23 protein-coding genes are annotated in these 12,811 nt (G+C 63.4%); all 23 read left to right on the top strand.

What is annotated here, in order from left to right; genetic code table 11:
- The first annotated feature begins 5 nt into the window (after positions 1 to 5).
- The 23 genes from rplB (at position 6) to rplQ (ending at position 12,741) form a co-directional block, all read left to right on the top strand.
- Positions 6 to 839, top strand: a complete 834-nt coding sequence (gene rplB, locus HAP48_RS43920; RefSeq protein ID WP_029081769.1) for a 50S ribosomal protein L2 — start codon at positions 6 to 8, stop codon at positions 837 to 839.
- A 12-nt stretch (positions 840 to 851) separates the two neighbouring features.
- Positions 852 to 1,130: a 30S ribosomal protein S19 gene (gene rpsS, locus HAP48_RS43915; RefSeq protein ID WP_018272137.1), complete on the top strand. Its 279-nt coding sequence runs from the start codon at positions 852 to 854 to the stop codon at positions 1,128 to 1,130.
- A gap of 10 nt (positions 1,131 to 1,140) precedes the next feature.
- Positions 1,141 to 1,527, top strand: a complete 387-nt coding sequence (rplV, locus tag HAP48_RS43910; protein ID WP_166205921.1) for a 50S ribosomal protein L22 — start codon at positions 1,141 to 1,143, stop codon at positions 1,525 to 1,527.
- Positions 1,528 to 1,547: 20 nt separating this feature from the next.
- Positions 1,548 to 2,249, top strand: a complete 702-nt coding sequence (gene rpsC / locus HAP48_RS43905) for a 30S ribosomal protein S3 (RefSeq protein ID WP_018272135.1) — start codon at positions 1,548 to 1,550, stop codon at positions 2,247 to 2,249.
- 30 nt (positions 2,250 to 2,279) lie between these two features.
- Entirely contained in the window at positions 2,280 to 2,693 is a 414-nt protein-coding gene (gene rplP, locus HAP48_RS43900; protein WP_016843752.1) for a 50S ribosomal protein L16, read from the top strand.
- A gap of 5 nt (positions 2,694 to 2,698) precedes the next feature.
- The gene (rpmC, locus tag HAP48_RS43895; RefSeq protein WP_166205919.1) at positions 2,699 to 2,905 is read left to right on the top strand and encodes a 50S ribosomal protein L29; all 207 of its coding nucleotides are present in this window, start codon (positions 2,699 to 2,701) and stop codon (positions 2,903 to 2,905) included.
- Positions 2,906 to 2,914: 9 nt separating this feature from the next.
- Positions 2,915 to 3,163, top strand: coding sequence for a 30S ribosomal protein S17 (rpsQ, locus tag HAP48_RS43890; RefSeq protein ID WP_016843754.1), 249 nt, complete (start codon positions 2,915 to 2,917; stop codon positions 3,161 to 3,163).
- Positions 3,164 to 3,238: 75 nt separating this feature from the next.
- Positions 3,239 to 3,607, top strand: coding sequence for a 50S ribosomal protein L14 (gene rplN, locus HAP48_RS43885; protein WP_011473865.1), 369 nt, complete (start codon positions 3,239 to 3,241; stop codon positions 3,605 to 3,607).
- Positions 3,607 to 3,921, top strand: coding sequence for a 50S ribosomal protein L24 (gene rplX, locus HAP48_RS43880; protein ID WP_029081764.1), 315 nt, complete (start codon positions 3,607 to 3,609; stop codon positions 3,919 to 3,921). The genes rplN and rplX overlap by 1 nt, the downstream gene beginning before the upstream one ends.
- Positions 3,914 to 4,471: a 50S ribosomal protein L5 gene (gene rplE / locus HAP48_RS43875; protein ID WP_166205917.1), complete on the top strand. Its 558-nt coding sequence runs from the start codon at positions 3,914 to 3,916 to the stop codon at positions 4,469 to 4,471. Before rplX ends, rplE begins: the two co-directional genes overlap by 8 nt.
- 46 nt (positions 4,472 to 4,517) lie before the next feature.
- The gene (gene rpsN / locus HAP48_RS43870) at positions 4,518 to 4,823 is read left to right on the top strand and encodes a 30S ribosomal protein S14 (protein ID WP_029081762.1); all 306 of its coding nucleotides are present in this window, start codon (positions 4,518 to 4,520) and stop codon (positions 4,821 to 4,823) included.
- Between the two features lie 14 nt (positions 4,824 to 4,837).
- Entirely contained in the window at positions 4,838 to 5,236 is a 399-nt protein-coding gene (rpsH, locus tag HAP48_RS43865) for a 30S ribosomal protein S8 (RefSeq protein WP_029081761.1), read from the top strand.
- A gap of 14 nt (positions 5,237 to 5,250) precedes the next feature.
- A complete protein-coding gene (gene rplF / locus HAP48_RS43860; RefSeq protein WP_016843759.1) occupies positions 5,251 to 5,784 on the top strand; it encodes a 50S ribosomal protein L6 in 534 nt (177 codons plus the stop codon).
- A gap of 11 nt (positions 5,785 to 5,795) precedes the next feature.
- Positions 5,796 to 6,155, top strand: a complete 360-nt coding sequence (gene rplR / locus HAP48_RS43855) for a 50S ribosomal protein L18 (RefSeq protein ID WP_166205915.1) — start codon at positions 5,796 to 5,798, stop codon at positions 6,153 to 6,155.
- A gap of 57 nt (positions 6,156 to 6,212) precedes the next feature.
- Positions 6,213 to 6,788, top strand: a complete 576-nt coding sequence (gene rpsE, locus HAP48_RS43850; RefSeq protein ID WP_029081759.1) for a 30S ribosomal protein S5 — start codon at positions 6,213 to 6,215, stop codon at positions 6,786 to 6,788.
- A 35-nt stretch (positions 6,789 to 6,823) separates the two neighbouring features.
- Complete coding sequence (gene rpmD / locus HAP48_RS43845; RefSeq protein WP_029081758.1) at positions 6,824 to 7,015, top strand: 50S ribosomal protein L30; 192 nt, start codon at positions 6,824 to 6,826, stop codon at positions 7,013 to 7,015.
- A 21-nt stretch (positions 7,016 to 7,036) separates the two neighbouring features.
- Entirely contained in the window at positions 7,037 to 7,522 is a 486-nt protein-coding gene (gene rplO, locus HAP48_RS43840) for a 50S ribosomal protein L15 (RefSeq protein WP_028339310.1), read from the top strand.
- Positions 7,523 to 7,680: 158 nt separating this feature from the next.
- Positions 7,681 to 9,015: a preprotein translocase subunit SecY gene (secY, locus tag HAP48_RS43835; RefSeq protein ID WP_166205913.1), complete on the top strand. Its 1,335-nt coding sequence runs from the start codon at positions 7,681 to 7,683 to the stop codon at positions 9,013 to 9,015.
- 71 nt (positions 9,016 to 9,086) lie between these two features.
- Positions 9,087 to 9,980 (top strand): adenylate kinase, encoded by an 894-nt coding sequence (locus HAP48_RS43830; protein ID WP_166205911.1) that lies wholly within the window; start codon positions 9,087 to 9,089, stop codon positions 9,978 to 9,980.
- A 189-nt stretch (positions 9,981 to 10,169) separates the two neighbouring features.
- Positions 10,170 to 10,538 carry a 30S ribosomal protein S13 gene (gene rpsM, locus HAP48_RS43825; protein ID WP_029081754.1) on the top strand — a complete coding sequence of 123 codons (369 nt, stop codon included), beginning with the start codon at positions 10,170 to 10,172 and terminating at the stop codon, positions 10,536 to 10,538.
- A gap of 123 nt (positions 10,539 to 10,661) precedes the next feature.
- Positions 10,662 to 11,051: a 30S ribosomal protein S11 gene (gene rpsK / locus HAP48_RS43820; protein ID WP_006021048.1), complete on the top strand. Its 390-nt coding sequence runs from the start codon at positions 10,662 to 10,664 to the stop codon at positions 11,049 to 11,051.
- Positions 11,052 to 11,181: 130 nt separating this feature from the next.
- Entirely contained in the window at positions 11,182 to 12,201 is a 1,020-nt protein-coding gene (locus tag HAP48_RS43815) for a DNA-directed RNA polymerase subunit alpha (RefSeq protein ID WP_029081753.1), read from the top strand.
- A gap of 123 nt (positions 12,202 to 12,324) precedes the next feature.
- Complete coding sequence (gene rplQ / locus HAP48_RS43810; protein WP_028335465.1) at positions 12,325 to 12,741, top strand: 50S ribosomal protein L17; 417 nt, start codon at positions 12,325 to 12,327, stop codon at positions 12,739 to 12,741.
- Positions 12,742 to 12,811 lie beyond the last annotated feature (70 nt).

Raw genomic sequence — 12,811 nt, 5'->3', positions numbered from 1 at the left:
CGACGATGGCATTGAAAACCTACAATCCTACGACGCCGGGCCAGCGCCAGCTGGTCATGGTCGATCGTTCGGCGCTCTACAAGGGCAAGCCGGTGAAGGCACTGACCGAGGGCAAGCTCGGCAATGGCGGCCGCAACAACACCGGCCGCATCACCGTGCGCTTCCGCGGCGGCGGCCACAAGAAGGCCTACCGCACCGTCGACTTCCGCCGCGACAAGGTGGACATGCCGGCGGTCGTGGAGCGGCTCGAGTACGATCCGAACCGCACCGCCTTCATCGCGCTGATCAAGTATCAGGACGGTGAGCTGGCCTACATCCTGGCGCCGCAGCGTCTGGCGGCGGGCGACACCGTCGTCGCCGGCAACTATGTCGACGTCAAGCCGGGTAACGTCATGCCGCTCGGCAACATGCCGGTCGGCACGATCGTGCACAACATCGAGCTGAAGATCGGCAAGGGCGGCCAGCTGGCGCGCTCCGCCGGCACCTACGCCCAGATCGTCGGCCGCGACCAGGACTACGTGATCGTCCGCCTGAACTCGGGCGAGCAGCGTCTCGTGCACGGCCGTTGCCGCGGCACGATCGGCGCGGTCTCGAACCCGGATCACATGAACATCTCGATCGGCAAGGCCGGTCGTACCCGCTGGCTCGGCTGGCGTCCGCATAACCGCGGCGTCGTCATGAACCCGATCGACCATCCGCACGGCGGTGGTGAAGGTCGTACCTCGGGCGGTCGCCACCCGGTTACTCCGTGGGGCAAGCCGACCAAGGGCAAGAAGACCCGCACCAACAAGTCGACCAACAAATTCATTCTCCTCAGCCGCCACAAGCGGAAGAAGTAAGGAACGCCGGACATGGTTCGTTCAGTCTGGAAAGGCCCGTTCGTCGAGGGTTCTCTGCTCAAGAAGGCAGATGCCGCCCGCGCGTCCGGCCGTCACGACGTCATCAAGATCTGGAGCCGCCGCTCCACCATCCTGCCGCAGTTCGTCGGCCTGACCTTCGGTGTCTACAACGGCCAGAAGCATGTGCCGGTGGCGATCAACGAGGAAATGGTGGGTCACAAGTTCGGCGAGTTCTCGCCGACCCGGACCTTCCACGGCCACTCGGGCGACAAGAAAGCCAAGAAGGCTTGAGGAATAGACGATGAGCAAACCAAAGCGCGAACGTAGCCTCGCGGACAATGAGGCCAAGGCCGTCGCCCGCATGCTGCGCGTCAGCCCGCAGAAGCTGAACCTGGTGGCGCAGCTGATCCGCGGCCGCAAGGCTGCGGCAGCGCTCGCCGACCTGCAGTTCTCGCGCAAGCGGATCGCGGTCGACGTCAAGAAGTGCCTGGAATCGGCGATCGCCAACGCCGAGAACAATCATGACCTCGATGTCGACGATCTCGTCGTTGCCGAGGCGCATGTCGGCAACGGCATCGTGATGAAGCGTTTTGCTCCGCGCGGCCGTGGCCGTTCGGGCCGTGTGTTCAAACCGTTCTCGCACCTGACCATCGTGGTTCGTCAGGTCGAGGCCGAGGCAAGCGCCTAAGAAGGGCGCAGGAGAAGACGATGGGTCAAAAGATCAATCCAATCGGGCTGCGTCTCGGCATCAACCGGACCTGGGACTCCCGTTGGTTCGCCGGCAAGCAGGAATACGGCAAGCTCCTGCACGAGGACGTCAAGATCCGCGAGATCCTGCACAAGGAGCTCAAGCAGGCGGCCGTCGCCCGCATCGTGATCGAGCGCCCGCACAAGAAGTGCCGCGTGACGATCCACTCGGCCCGTCCGGGCGTCGTGATCGGCAAGAAGGGCGCCGACATCGACAAGCTGCGCAAGAAGGTCGCCGACATCACCTCGTCGGACGTCGTGATCAACATCGTCGAAATCCGCAAGCCGGAGCTCGACGCGACCCTGGTCGCTGAATCGATCGCCCAGCAGCTCGAGCGCCGCGTTGCGTTCCGCCGCGCCATGAAGCGCGCCGTGCAGTCGGCGATGCGTCTCGGCGCGGAGGGCATCCGCATCAACTGCTCCGGCCGTCTCGGCGGCGCCGAAATCGCGCGCATGGAGTGGTACCGCGAAGGCCGCGTGCCGCTGCACACGCTGCGCGCCGACGTCGACTACGGCGTTGCCACCGCGTTCACGACCTTCGGCACCTGCGGCGTCAAGGTCTGGATCTTCAAGGGCGAGATCCTCGAGCACGATCCGATGGCCCAGGACAAGAAGATGGCCGAGGGCGACAATACCCCGCGTTCGCGCCGCGACGCCGCTTGAGGCAAAGCAGGAATTTGAGGGCTTAAAGCCATGATGCAACCTAAGAAAACGAAGTTCCGGAAGGCGCATAAGGGCCGTATCCACGGCGTTGCGACCTCTGGCGCGACGTTGGCGTTCGGCCAGTTCGGCCTGAAGGCGATGGAGCCTGAGCGCGTCACCGCCCGTCAGATCGAAGCCGCACGCCGCGCGCTGACCCGTCACATGAAGCGCGCCGGCCGCGTCTGGATCCGCGTGTTCCCGGACGTGCCGGTGTCGAAGAAGCCCGCCGAAGTCCGCATGGGCTCCGGCAAGGGTGCGCCGGAATTGTGGGTGGTCCGGATCAAGCCGGGCCGCGTGATGTTTGAGATCGACGGCGTGCCGGTGCAGACCGCCAAGGAGGCGCTGTCGCTCGCCGCCGCCAAGCTGCCGATCAAGACGCGCTTCGTTGCGCGCATTGCGGAGTAATCGCCATGGCCGAGATGAAAGTTGAAGACATTCGCGCGATGAGCGACGACCAGCGGGAAGACGCGGTCCTTAACCTGAAGAAGGAACGCTTCAACCTGCGTTTCCAGCGCGCCACCGGGCAGCTGGAGAACACCTCGCGGATGCGGGAAGCCCGCCGCGATATCGCTCGTATCAAGACCGTCGCCGCGCAGCTGCGCGCGAAGAAGAAGTAAGGGAAGCCTATGCCGAAACGTACTCTGCAGGGCGTGGTCGTCAGCGACAAGCAAGCCAAGACCATCGTGGTGCGCGTCGATCGCCGCTTCACCCACCCGATCTACAAGAAGACGATCCGCCGTTCCAAGAACTACCACGCGCACGACGAGAACAACCAGTTCAAGCCGGGCGACATGGTCTGGATCGAGGAATCGAAGCCGATCTCGAAGCTGAAGCGCTGGACCGTGGTCCGGGGCGAACACAAGAAAACGGCCTGATCACTTCGGCCTGGCCGAGGGAATTCAGGAAAATTTTGGGCGCGCTAAAGCGCAGAAAGAGGACGAGGTGCATCAATGATTCAGATGCAGACCAACCTCGACGTGGCCGATAATTCAGGCGCACGCCGTGTCATGTGCATCAAGGTTCTTGGAGGTTCCAAGCGCCGCTATGCCACCGTGGGCGACGTTATCGTTGTGTCGATCAAGGAAGCCATTCCGCGTGGCAAGGTGAAGAAGGGCGACGTGATGAAGGCCGTCGTGGTCCGGGTCCGCAAGGACATCCGCCGCGCCGACGGTTCGGTCATCCGTTTCGACCGCAACGCCGCCGTGCTGATCAACAATCAGTCCGAGCCGGTCGGCACCCGTATCTTCGGGCCGGTGCCGCGCGAGCTGCGCGCCAAGAACCACATGAAGATCATTTCGCTTGCGCCGGAGGTGCTGTGATGGCTGCCAAGATCCGCAAGGGCGATAAGGTCATGGTGCTCACCGGCCGCGACAAGGGTCGCACCGGCGAGGTGTTCGAGGTGCGTCCGGACGAGAACAAGGCTCTCGTGCGCGGCATCAACATGGTGAAGCGTCACCAGAAGCAGAGCCAGACCCAGGAAGGCGGCATCATCTCCAAGGAGATGCCGATCCACCTGTCCAACGTGGCGTATGTCGGCAAGGACGGCAAGCCGACCCGCATTGGGTTCAAGATTCAGGCCGATGGCAAGAAGGTTCGTGTTGCCAAGAGCTCGGGAGCAGAGATCGATGGCTGATACAGCTTACACGCCGCGCCTGCGCGCGGAGTATGACAAGAAGATCCGCGGCATGATGACCGAGAAGTTCGGCTATGCCAACGTGATGCAGGTGCCGCGTCTCGACAAGGTCGTACTCAACATGGGCGTCGGCGATTCCGTCAACGACCGCAAGAAGGCCGAGACCGCCGCTGCCGAATTGAGCCTGATCGCCGGCCAGAAGGCGATCGTGACCTATTCGCGGATCGCGATCGCGACCTTCAAGCTGCGCGAGAACCAGCCGATCGGCTGCAAGGTCACGCTGCGCAAGACCCATATGTACGAGTTCATCGACCGCCTGGTGAACGTGGCGCTGCCCCGCGTCCGCGACTTCCGCGGCCTGAACCCGAAGAGCTTCGACGGCCGCGGCAATTATTCGCTCGGCATCAAGGAGCACATCATTTTCCCCGAGATCGACTTCGACAAGGTCTCGGAAGCGCGTGGCATGGACATCACGGTGTGCACCACCGCCAAGACCGACGACGAGGCACGTGCCTTGTTGGCCGCTTTCAATTTCCCGTTCCGGCAGTGAGTAGCTGAGCCAAAGCCACTCAAACGCGGATACCCAGGAGCCAAGCATGGCAAAGAAGAGTTCGATCGAGAAGAATAACCGGCGCAAGCGGATGGCGAAGAATGCCGCCCCGCAGCGTGAGAAGCTGAAGGCGATCATCGCCGACAAGACCAAGCCGATGGAAGAGCGCTTCGCGGCGACGCTGAAGCTCGCCGAGATGCCGCGCAACTCGTCGCCGACGCGCATCCGCAACCGCTGCGAGCTGACCGGGCGTCCGCGCTCGAACTATCGCAAGAACAAGCTCTCGCGCATCGCGCTGCGTGAACTCGGCTCCAAGGGCCTGGTTCCCGGGCTCGTGAAGTCGAGCTGGTAAGGAGGGTCGGAACCATGTCTACGCACGATCCGATCAGCGATCTCATCACCCGCATCCGCAACGCGCAGATGCGCTCCAAGTCCAAGGTTTCGACCCCGGGCTCGAAGATGCGCGCCAACGTGCTCGAAGTGCTGAAGTCCGAGGGTTACATCCGCGGCTACGCCAGCGTCGAGCATGCCTCGGGCCGCAGCGAGCTCGAGATCGAGCTGAAGTATTTCGACGGCGAGCCCGTCATCCGCGAGATCGAGCGGGTGTCGAAGCCGGGCCGCCGCGTTTACGCCTCGGTGAAGAACCTGCCGCGCGTGAACAACGGTCTCGGCATTTCGGTGTTGTCGACGCCGAAGGGAATCATGGCTGACCACGAGGCGCGCGACGCCAACGTGGGCGGCGAAGTTCTCTTCACGGTGTTCTGAGGAAGGATTTTACGATGTCACGTATCGGCAAAAGGCCGGTGGCGATCCCGTCAGGTGTGACGGCGACCGTCGAGGGCCAGACCGTCAAGGTGAAGGGGCCGAAGGGCCAGCTTCAGTTCGTGGTGCATGACGACGTCGAGGTGAAGTTCGAGAACGGCCAGGTCAAGGTCGCTCCGCGCGTCAAGACCAACCGCGCCCAAGCCATGTACGGGACCGCGCGCGCGCAGGTCGCCAACCTCGTCGAGGGCGTCACCAAGGGCTTCGAGAGGAAACTCGAGATCACCGGCGTCGGCTACCGCGCCGCGATGCAGGGCAAGAACCTGCAGCTCGCGCTCGGCTACAGCCACGACGTGGTCTACGCGATCCCGGAAGGCATCACCATCGCGGTGCCGAAGCCGACCGAGATCACGATCACCGGCAACGATCCTCAGCGCGTCGGCCAGGTCGCCGCCGAGATCCGCGCCTACCGTCCGCCGGAGCCCTACAAGGGCAAGGGCGTGAAGTACGCCAACGAGTTCATCTTCCGCAAGGAAGGCAAGAAGAAGTAACGGAGCCGGTCATGTCACTCAAGGTTACGAATGCCCGGCGCAAGCAGCGCGTGCGCCTTGCGCTTCGCCGCTCGGCAGGCGGCCGTCCGCGGCTGTCGGTGTTCCGCTCGTCCAAGCACATCTACGCCCAGGTCATCGACGACCAGAAGGGCGAGACGCTCGCGTCCGCCTCGTCGCTGGAGAAGAATCTGCGCGAGGCCGGCAAGACCGGCGCCGACATCGATGCTGCGAAGGCGGTCGGCAAGCTGCTCGCCGAGCGCGCGGCGCAGAAGGGTGTCAAGGAAGTCGTGTTCGATCGCGGCGCCTACATCTATCACGGGCGCGTCAAGGCGCTCGCGGATGCGGCGCGTGAAGGCGGATTGAGCTTCTAAACGAATCGAACGATTACAAGGAAAGAGGCTTGGGCCTCCTAGAGATTGGAAAACACCATGGCAGGTGAACGCGAACGCGGCGGACGCGAACGGAGCAGGGATCGCGAAGAGCGCGACAGCGAGTTCGTCGACAAGCTCGTCCACATCAATCGCGTGGCGAAGGTCGTCAAGGGCGGCAAGCGCTTCGGCTTTGCGGCGCTGGTCGTGATCGGCGATCAGAAGGGCCGGGTCGGGTTCGGCCACGGCAAGGCGCGCGAAGTGCCGGAGGCGATCCGCAAGGCGACCGAATCGGCGAAGCGCAATCTGACGCGCGTCGCGCTTCGGGAGGGCCGTACGCTGCATCACGACATCGCCGGCCGTCACGGCGCCGGCCGCGTCTACCTGCGTGCCGCTCCGGCCGGTACCGGCATCATCGCCGGCGGCCCGATGCGCGCGGTGTTCGAGACGCTCGGCATCCAGGACGTGGTGGCGAAGTCGATCGGCTCGTCGAATCCCTACAACATGGTTCGCGCAACCTTCGATGCGCTGAAGCATCAGGATTCGCCGCGCTCGGTGGCGGCCCGCCGCAACATCAAGGTCTCCACCCTGCAGTCGCGCCGCGTCGGCGGCGATGCCGAAGCGGTGGCGGAATAACCCCGCGCGACCAGCGCTTTCTGGAGTTCAAGACGATGGCCAAGGCCAGCAAGACGATCAAGGTCGAGCAGACCGGCAGCGCAATCCGCCGCCATCACTCGCAGCGTTCGACGCTGATCGGCCTCAAGCTCAACAAGATCGGCCGCACCGCCGAGCTGCAGGACACCCCTGAAGTTCGCGGCATGATCAGCAAAGTCCAGCATCTCGTCCGCGTCGTCGGCGAGTAAGCAGAGATAAGGAGAAGGGCGATGAAGCTCAGCGATATCGCCGACAACGCCGGCTCGCGCAAGAAGCGCATGCGTGTCGGCCGTGGCATCGGTTCCGGCAAAGGCAAGACCTCGGGCCGCGGCGGCAAGGGCCAGACCGCGCGTTCGGGCGTCCGCATCAAGGGTTTCGAAGGTGGCCAGATGCCGATGCATCGCCGTCTGCCGAAGCGCGGCTTCAACAACATCTTCCGGCTCGACTTCGCCGAGATCAATCTCGACCGTCTGCAGGAAGCGATCGACAACAAGCTGGTGGACGCGTCCGCCACGGTGAACGTCGAATCGCTGGTGAAGGCCGGCGTGCTGCGCCGCGCCAAGGACGGCCTGCGGCTGCTCGGTCGCGGCGAGATCAAGACCAAGCTGACGATCGAGGTGCACGGCGCCTCCAAGTCGGCCATTGCCGCGGTCGAGAAGGCCGGCGGCTCGGTCAAGATCCTGGCCCCCGCCAAGGAAGAAGGCGAGGCGGCGTAACATCTGCGTCATTGCCCGCGCGCGGCGCGGGCAATCCGCAGTTCGAATGATGGACTTATCGAGGCCGAGCACCAGATAATGTCCGGTGTCTGCCGACTCCCCGGGAGAACTGATCTCTGGGGGGCGTCGGCGAAGGGGGCTCCGGGAGAAAGCCGAAAATGGTCTCAGCAGCCGAACAACTTGCCGCCAACCTCAATTTCGGACAGCTGGCGAAAGCCGACGAGCTGAAGAAGCGCATCTGGTTCACCCTGGGTGCGCTGCTTGTTTATCGGCTGGGCACCTACATCCCGCTGCCGGGCATCGATCCCAACATCTGGGAGCAGGTGTTCCGCAGCCAGTCCGGCGGCATCCTCGGCATGTTCAACATGTTCGCCGGCGGCGGCATCCACCGCATGGCGATCTTCGCGCTGAACATCATGCCGTACATTTCGGCATCGATCATCGTGCAACTGTTGACCACCGTGTCGCCGCAGCTCGAGGCGCTCAAGAAGGAAGGCGAGGCGGGCCGCAAGACGCTGAACCAGTACACCCGCTATTTGACGGTGATCCTGGCCGCGTTCCAGTCCTACGGTATCGCGATCGGCCTCGAAGGCGCCGGCAATGTCGTCAGCGACCCCGGCATGTTCTTCCGCCTGTCGACCGCGATCACGCTGACTGGCGGCACCATGTTCCTGATGTGGCTCGGCGAGCAGATCACCTCGCGCGGCATCGGCAACGGTATTTCGCTGATCATCCTGTCCGGCATTGTCGCCGAGCTGCCGTCGGCGCTCGCCAACATGCTGGAACTCGGTCGCCAGGGCGCAATGTCGACCGGCCTGATCCTGATCGTCATCGTGATGGCAGTCGCCGTGATCGCCTTCATCGTGTTCATGGAGCGCGCGCAGCGCCGGCTGCTGATCCAGTATCCGAAGCGTCAGGTCGGCAACAAGATGTTCGAGGGCCAGTCCTCGCATCTGCCGCTCAAGCTCAACACCTCCGGCGTGATTCCGCCCATCTTCGCCTCGTCGCTGCTGCTGCTGCCGACCACGGTTGCGAACTTCAACGCCGGCAAGGGCCCGGAGTGGTTCCAGTGGATCACCACCCAGCTCAGCCACGGCCGGCCGTTGTTCCTGTTCATGTATCTCGCGCTGATCGTGTTCTTCGCGTTCTTCTACACCGCGATCGTGTTCAACCCGACCGAGACCGCGGACAATCTGAAGAAGCATGGCGGCTTCATCCCGGGCATCCGGCCCGGCGAGCGCACCGCCGAATATATCGACTACGTGCTGTCGCGCATCACGGTGCTCGGTGCGGTCTATCTCGCGATCGTCTGCCTGATTCCCGAAATTCTGATTTCCTACGCCTCGGTCCCGTTCTACTTTGGCGGCACTTCGCTCCTGATCGTCGTCAGCGTGACGATGGATACGGTGTCGCAGGTGCAGGGCTATCTGCTCGCTCACCAGTATGAAGGGCTGATCAGGAAGTCGAAGCTCAGGGGAGGCCGCCGCCGCTGATCACGGCGCGGCTTCAAACTCAAAACACTGGTGTGCGGACCTCGCCCACCTAGCCGGGGGGCGAAACAGAGATGAGATTGATCCTTTTGGGGCCGCCGGGCTCGGGCAAGGGAACCCAGGCGCAGCGGCTGGTGCACAAGCACGGCATCGTTCAGCTCTCGACCGGCGAAATGCTGCGCGCCGCCGTTGCCGCGGGCACGCCGGTCGGCTTGCAGGCCAAGGAGATCATGGCCAATGGCGGTCTGGTTCCGGACGAGGTTGTGGTGGGAATCATCGCCGACCGGATCGAGGAGCCCGACGCCAAAAAGGGGTTCATCCTGGATGGCTTCCCGCGCACCGTGCCGCAGGCGGAGGCCCTGGACGAGCTGCTCAGGAAAAGACATCTCAAGCTCGACGCCGTTGTCGAGCTGCGCGTCAACGAAAGCGCGCTGCTCGCGCGCGTTGAGAAGCGCGCCGAGGAGACCCGCGCGCGCGGCGAGGAAGTGCGGCTCGACGACACGCCGGAAGTGCTGACCAAGCGCCTGGCGCAGTATCGGTCGATGACGGAACCGCTGATTCACTACTATTCCGAGCGGCGGAAGCTCCTGACGGTCGATGGCATGATGACCATCGAGCACGTCACCCGCGACATCAACCGGATCCTGGCGGCGATCGGCGCCGTCGAATCGAAGGCCGACGAGCCGGCCAAGAAACCGGCCAAGAGCGCTTCGAAGGCCACCAAGACGGCCAAGAAGACGACCAAAAAGCCGGCCAAGAAGGCAACTAAGTCGGCCAAAACGGCCGCCAAGCCGGCCCGGAAGGCCGCCAAGGGGGCCGCAAAGGCGGTCGCCAAGGCCAAAGGTACCAACAAGGGCGCCAAAAAGGCCGCGAAGAAGGCTGCAAAGAAGGCCGCCAGTACCCGGAAGGGTGCAAAAGCCGCCAAAAAGGCGACAAAAAAGCTCACGAAAAAGCGAGCTAAACGCTAGGAGCGGTTGACGAAACCGACATGAATCCTTTAATAAGCCCCGCATCCAAGTTGGATAGTTTTATGACGATGCCGGGCCCCGAAGGACATGAGGGGAGGGCGTCGTGTTCGCGTTTGTGGACACAAGCCCGAGAGAGCAAGAACTTGAGCAGCCCGTATCCGTGATGGATCGGCGACAGGAGAGAAGTCCGTGGCCCGTATTGCCGGCGTCAACATTCCGACCAACAAGCGCGTCCTGATCGCGCTTCAGTACATCCATGGCATCGGCCAGAAGAACGCGGCCGACATCATGGAGAAGACCAAGATTCCGGTGGACCGTCGCGTCAATCAGTTGACCGACCAGGAGGTCCTGCAGATCCGCGAAGTCATCGACCGCGACTATCTGGTCGAGGGCGACCTCCGTCGCGAGGTCGGCATCAACATCAAGCGGCTGATGGACCTCGGCTGCTATCGCGGCCTGCGTCATCGCCGCGGTCTGCCGGTGCGCGGTCAGCGCACCCACACCAATGCGCGCACGCGCAAGGGGCCGGCCAAGGCGATCGCCGGCAAGAAGAAGTAATTAGGCGAATAGCGAATAGTGGGTGGCGAATAGTTCTATTCGCTACTCGCCATTCGCTAATCGCTTTTTGAGGTGTAGCCGCTGGCACTACGGCGGCGCTTGAGATCACAGGAAAGGTTTGAAATGGGCAAGGAAGCCACCCGCGTACGCCGCCGCGAACGCAAGAACATCGCCTCCGGCATCGCGCACGTAAATTCGTCGTTCAACAATACGACCATCACCATCACCGACGCGCAGGGCAACACCATCGCCTGGTCGTCGGCCGGCACGATGGGCTTCAAGGGTTCGCGCAAGTCGACCCCCTATGCCGCGCAGGTCGCGGCCGAAGACGTCTCCAAGAAGGCGCAGGAACACGGCATGCGCACGCTGGAGGTTGAAGTGGCCGGCCCGGGTTCGGGTCGTGAGTCGGCGCTCCGCGCGCTGCAGGCTGCGGGCTTCACCGTCACCTCGATCCGCGACGTGACCACGATCCCGCACAATGGTTGCCGTCCGCGCAAGCGTCGGCGCGTTTGATCTGTAAGTCGCGGGCGGCGGTCTGCCGCCCCGCGATGGTTTTTGGAATTGACCGCGCGGACTGTTCCGCGATCTCCAACGCCAGGTTCGGCCATTCGACTGGCCCTGCGACTGGCAAAGGGTGAAAAAAGTGACGATCCAGAAAAATTGGCAAGAACTCATTCGACCGAACAAGCTGCAGGTGACGCCGGGCTCGGACGCGAGCCGGTTCGCCACCGTCGTCGCCGAACCGCTCGAGCGTGGCTTCGGCCAGACGCTCGGCAACGCGCTGCGCCGCATCCTGCTGTCCTCGCTGCAGGGCGCGGCGGTGCAGTCGGTGCACATCGACGGCGTGCTGCACGAGTTCTCCTCGATCGCCGGTGTGCGTGAAGACGTCACCGACATCGTGCTCAACATCAAGGACATCGCGATCAAGATGCAGGGCGAAGGCCCGAAGCGCATGGTCGTCAAGAAGCAGGGCCCGGGCGCCGTCACCGCTGGCGACATCCAGACCGTCGGCGACGTCGTGGTGCTCAATCCGGACCTGCAGATCTGCACGCTGGACGATGGCGCCGAGATCCGCATGGAATTCACGGTCGCGACCGGCAAGGGCTATGTCGCCGCCGAACGCAACCGTCCCGAGGATGCCCCGATCGGCCTGATCCCGGTCGACAGCCTGTTCTCGCCGGTCCGCAAGGTCTCCTACAAGGTCGAGAACACCCGTGAGGGCCAGATCCTCGACTACGACAAGCTGACCATGACGATCGAGACCAACGGCGCGATCACGCCGGATGACGCGGTGGCCTACGCTGCGCGCATCTTGCAGGATCAGCTCAACGTGTTCGTCAACTTCGAAGAGCCGCGCAAGGAAGTCACGCAGGAGATCATCCCCGATCTCGCGTTCAACCCGGCGTTCCTCAAGAAGGTCGACGAGCTCGAGCTGTCGGTGCGTTCGGCAAACTGCCTGAAGAACGACAACATCGTCTACATCGGCGACCTCGTGCAGAAGTCGGAAGCGGAAATGCTCCGCACCCCGAACTTCGGCCGCAAGTCGCTGAACGAGATCAAGGAAGTGCTGGCCCAGATGGGTCTGCATCTCGGCATGGAAGTGCCGGGCTGGCCGCCGGAGAACATCGACGAGCTCGCCAAGCGCTTCGAGGATCACTACTGATCCGTTTTCACCGTCGTGGCCGGAAAACCTCCGGCCACGATTTTTTAATGGGCGAACGCAGGATGCCCACCTGCAAGACTTGTCGCTGAACCACCGCGGCAGAATTGAAGAAGGAAGAAGTCAATGCGTCACGGCAAGGTTCATCGGAAGCTCAACCGCACCGCCGAGCACCGGCGTGCGATGTTCGCCAACATGGCGGCCGCGCTGATCAAGCACGAGCAGATCGTCACCACGCTGCCGAAGGCCAAGGAGCTGCGGCCGATCGTCGAGAAGCTCGTCACCCTCGGCAAGAAGGGCGGGCTGGCCCTGCGCCGTCAGGCGATCTCGGAGCTGCGCGACGTCGACCAGGTCAGGAAGCTGTTCGACACGCTGGCGACCCGCTACAAGGACCGCCAGGGCGGCTACACCCGCATCATCAAGGCCGGCTTCCGCTACGGCGACAACGCAGCGATGGCCGTGATCGAGTTCGTCGATCGCGACGTCGATGCCAAGGGCCAGGACTCCGGTCCGACCCAGGACAAGGAAGCCGAGGCGGCGTAAGCCGGTCTCGAGCCAAGGTTTTGAAAGCGGCGCCTCCGGGCGCCGTTTTTTGTTGGTGGCTGCGTTCTAT

This window comes from Bradyrhizobium septentrionale (genome assembly GCF_011516645.4).
Lineage (GTDB): Bacteria > Pseudomonadota > Alphaproteobacteria > Rhizobiales > Xanthobacteraceae > Bradyrhizobium > Bradyrhizobium septentrionale.
The sequence above is the reverse complement of the archived record's forward strand: the minus strand, read 5'-3'. Positions and strand labels throughout refer to the sequence as shown.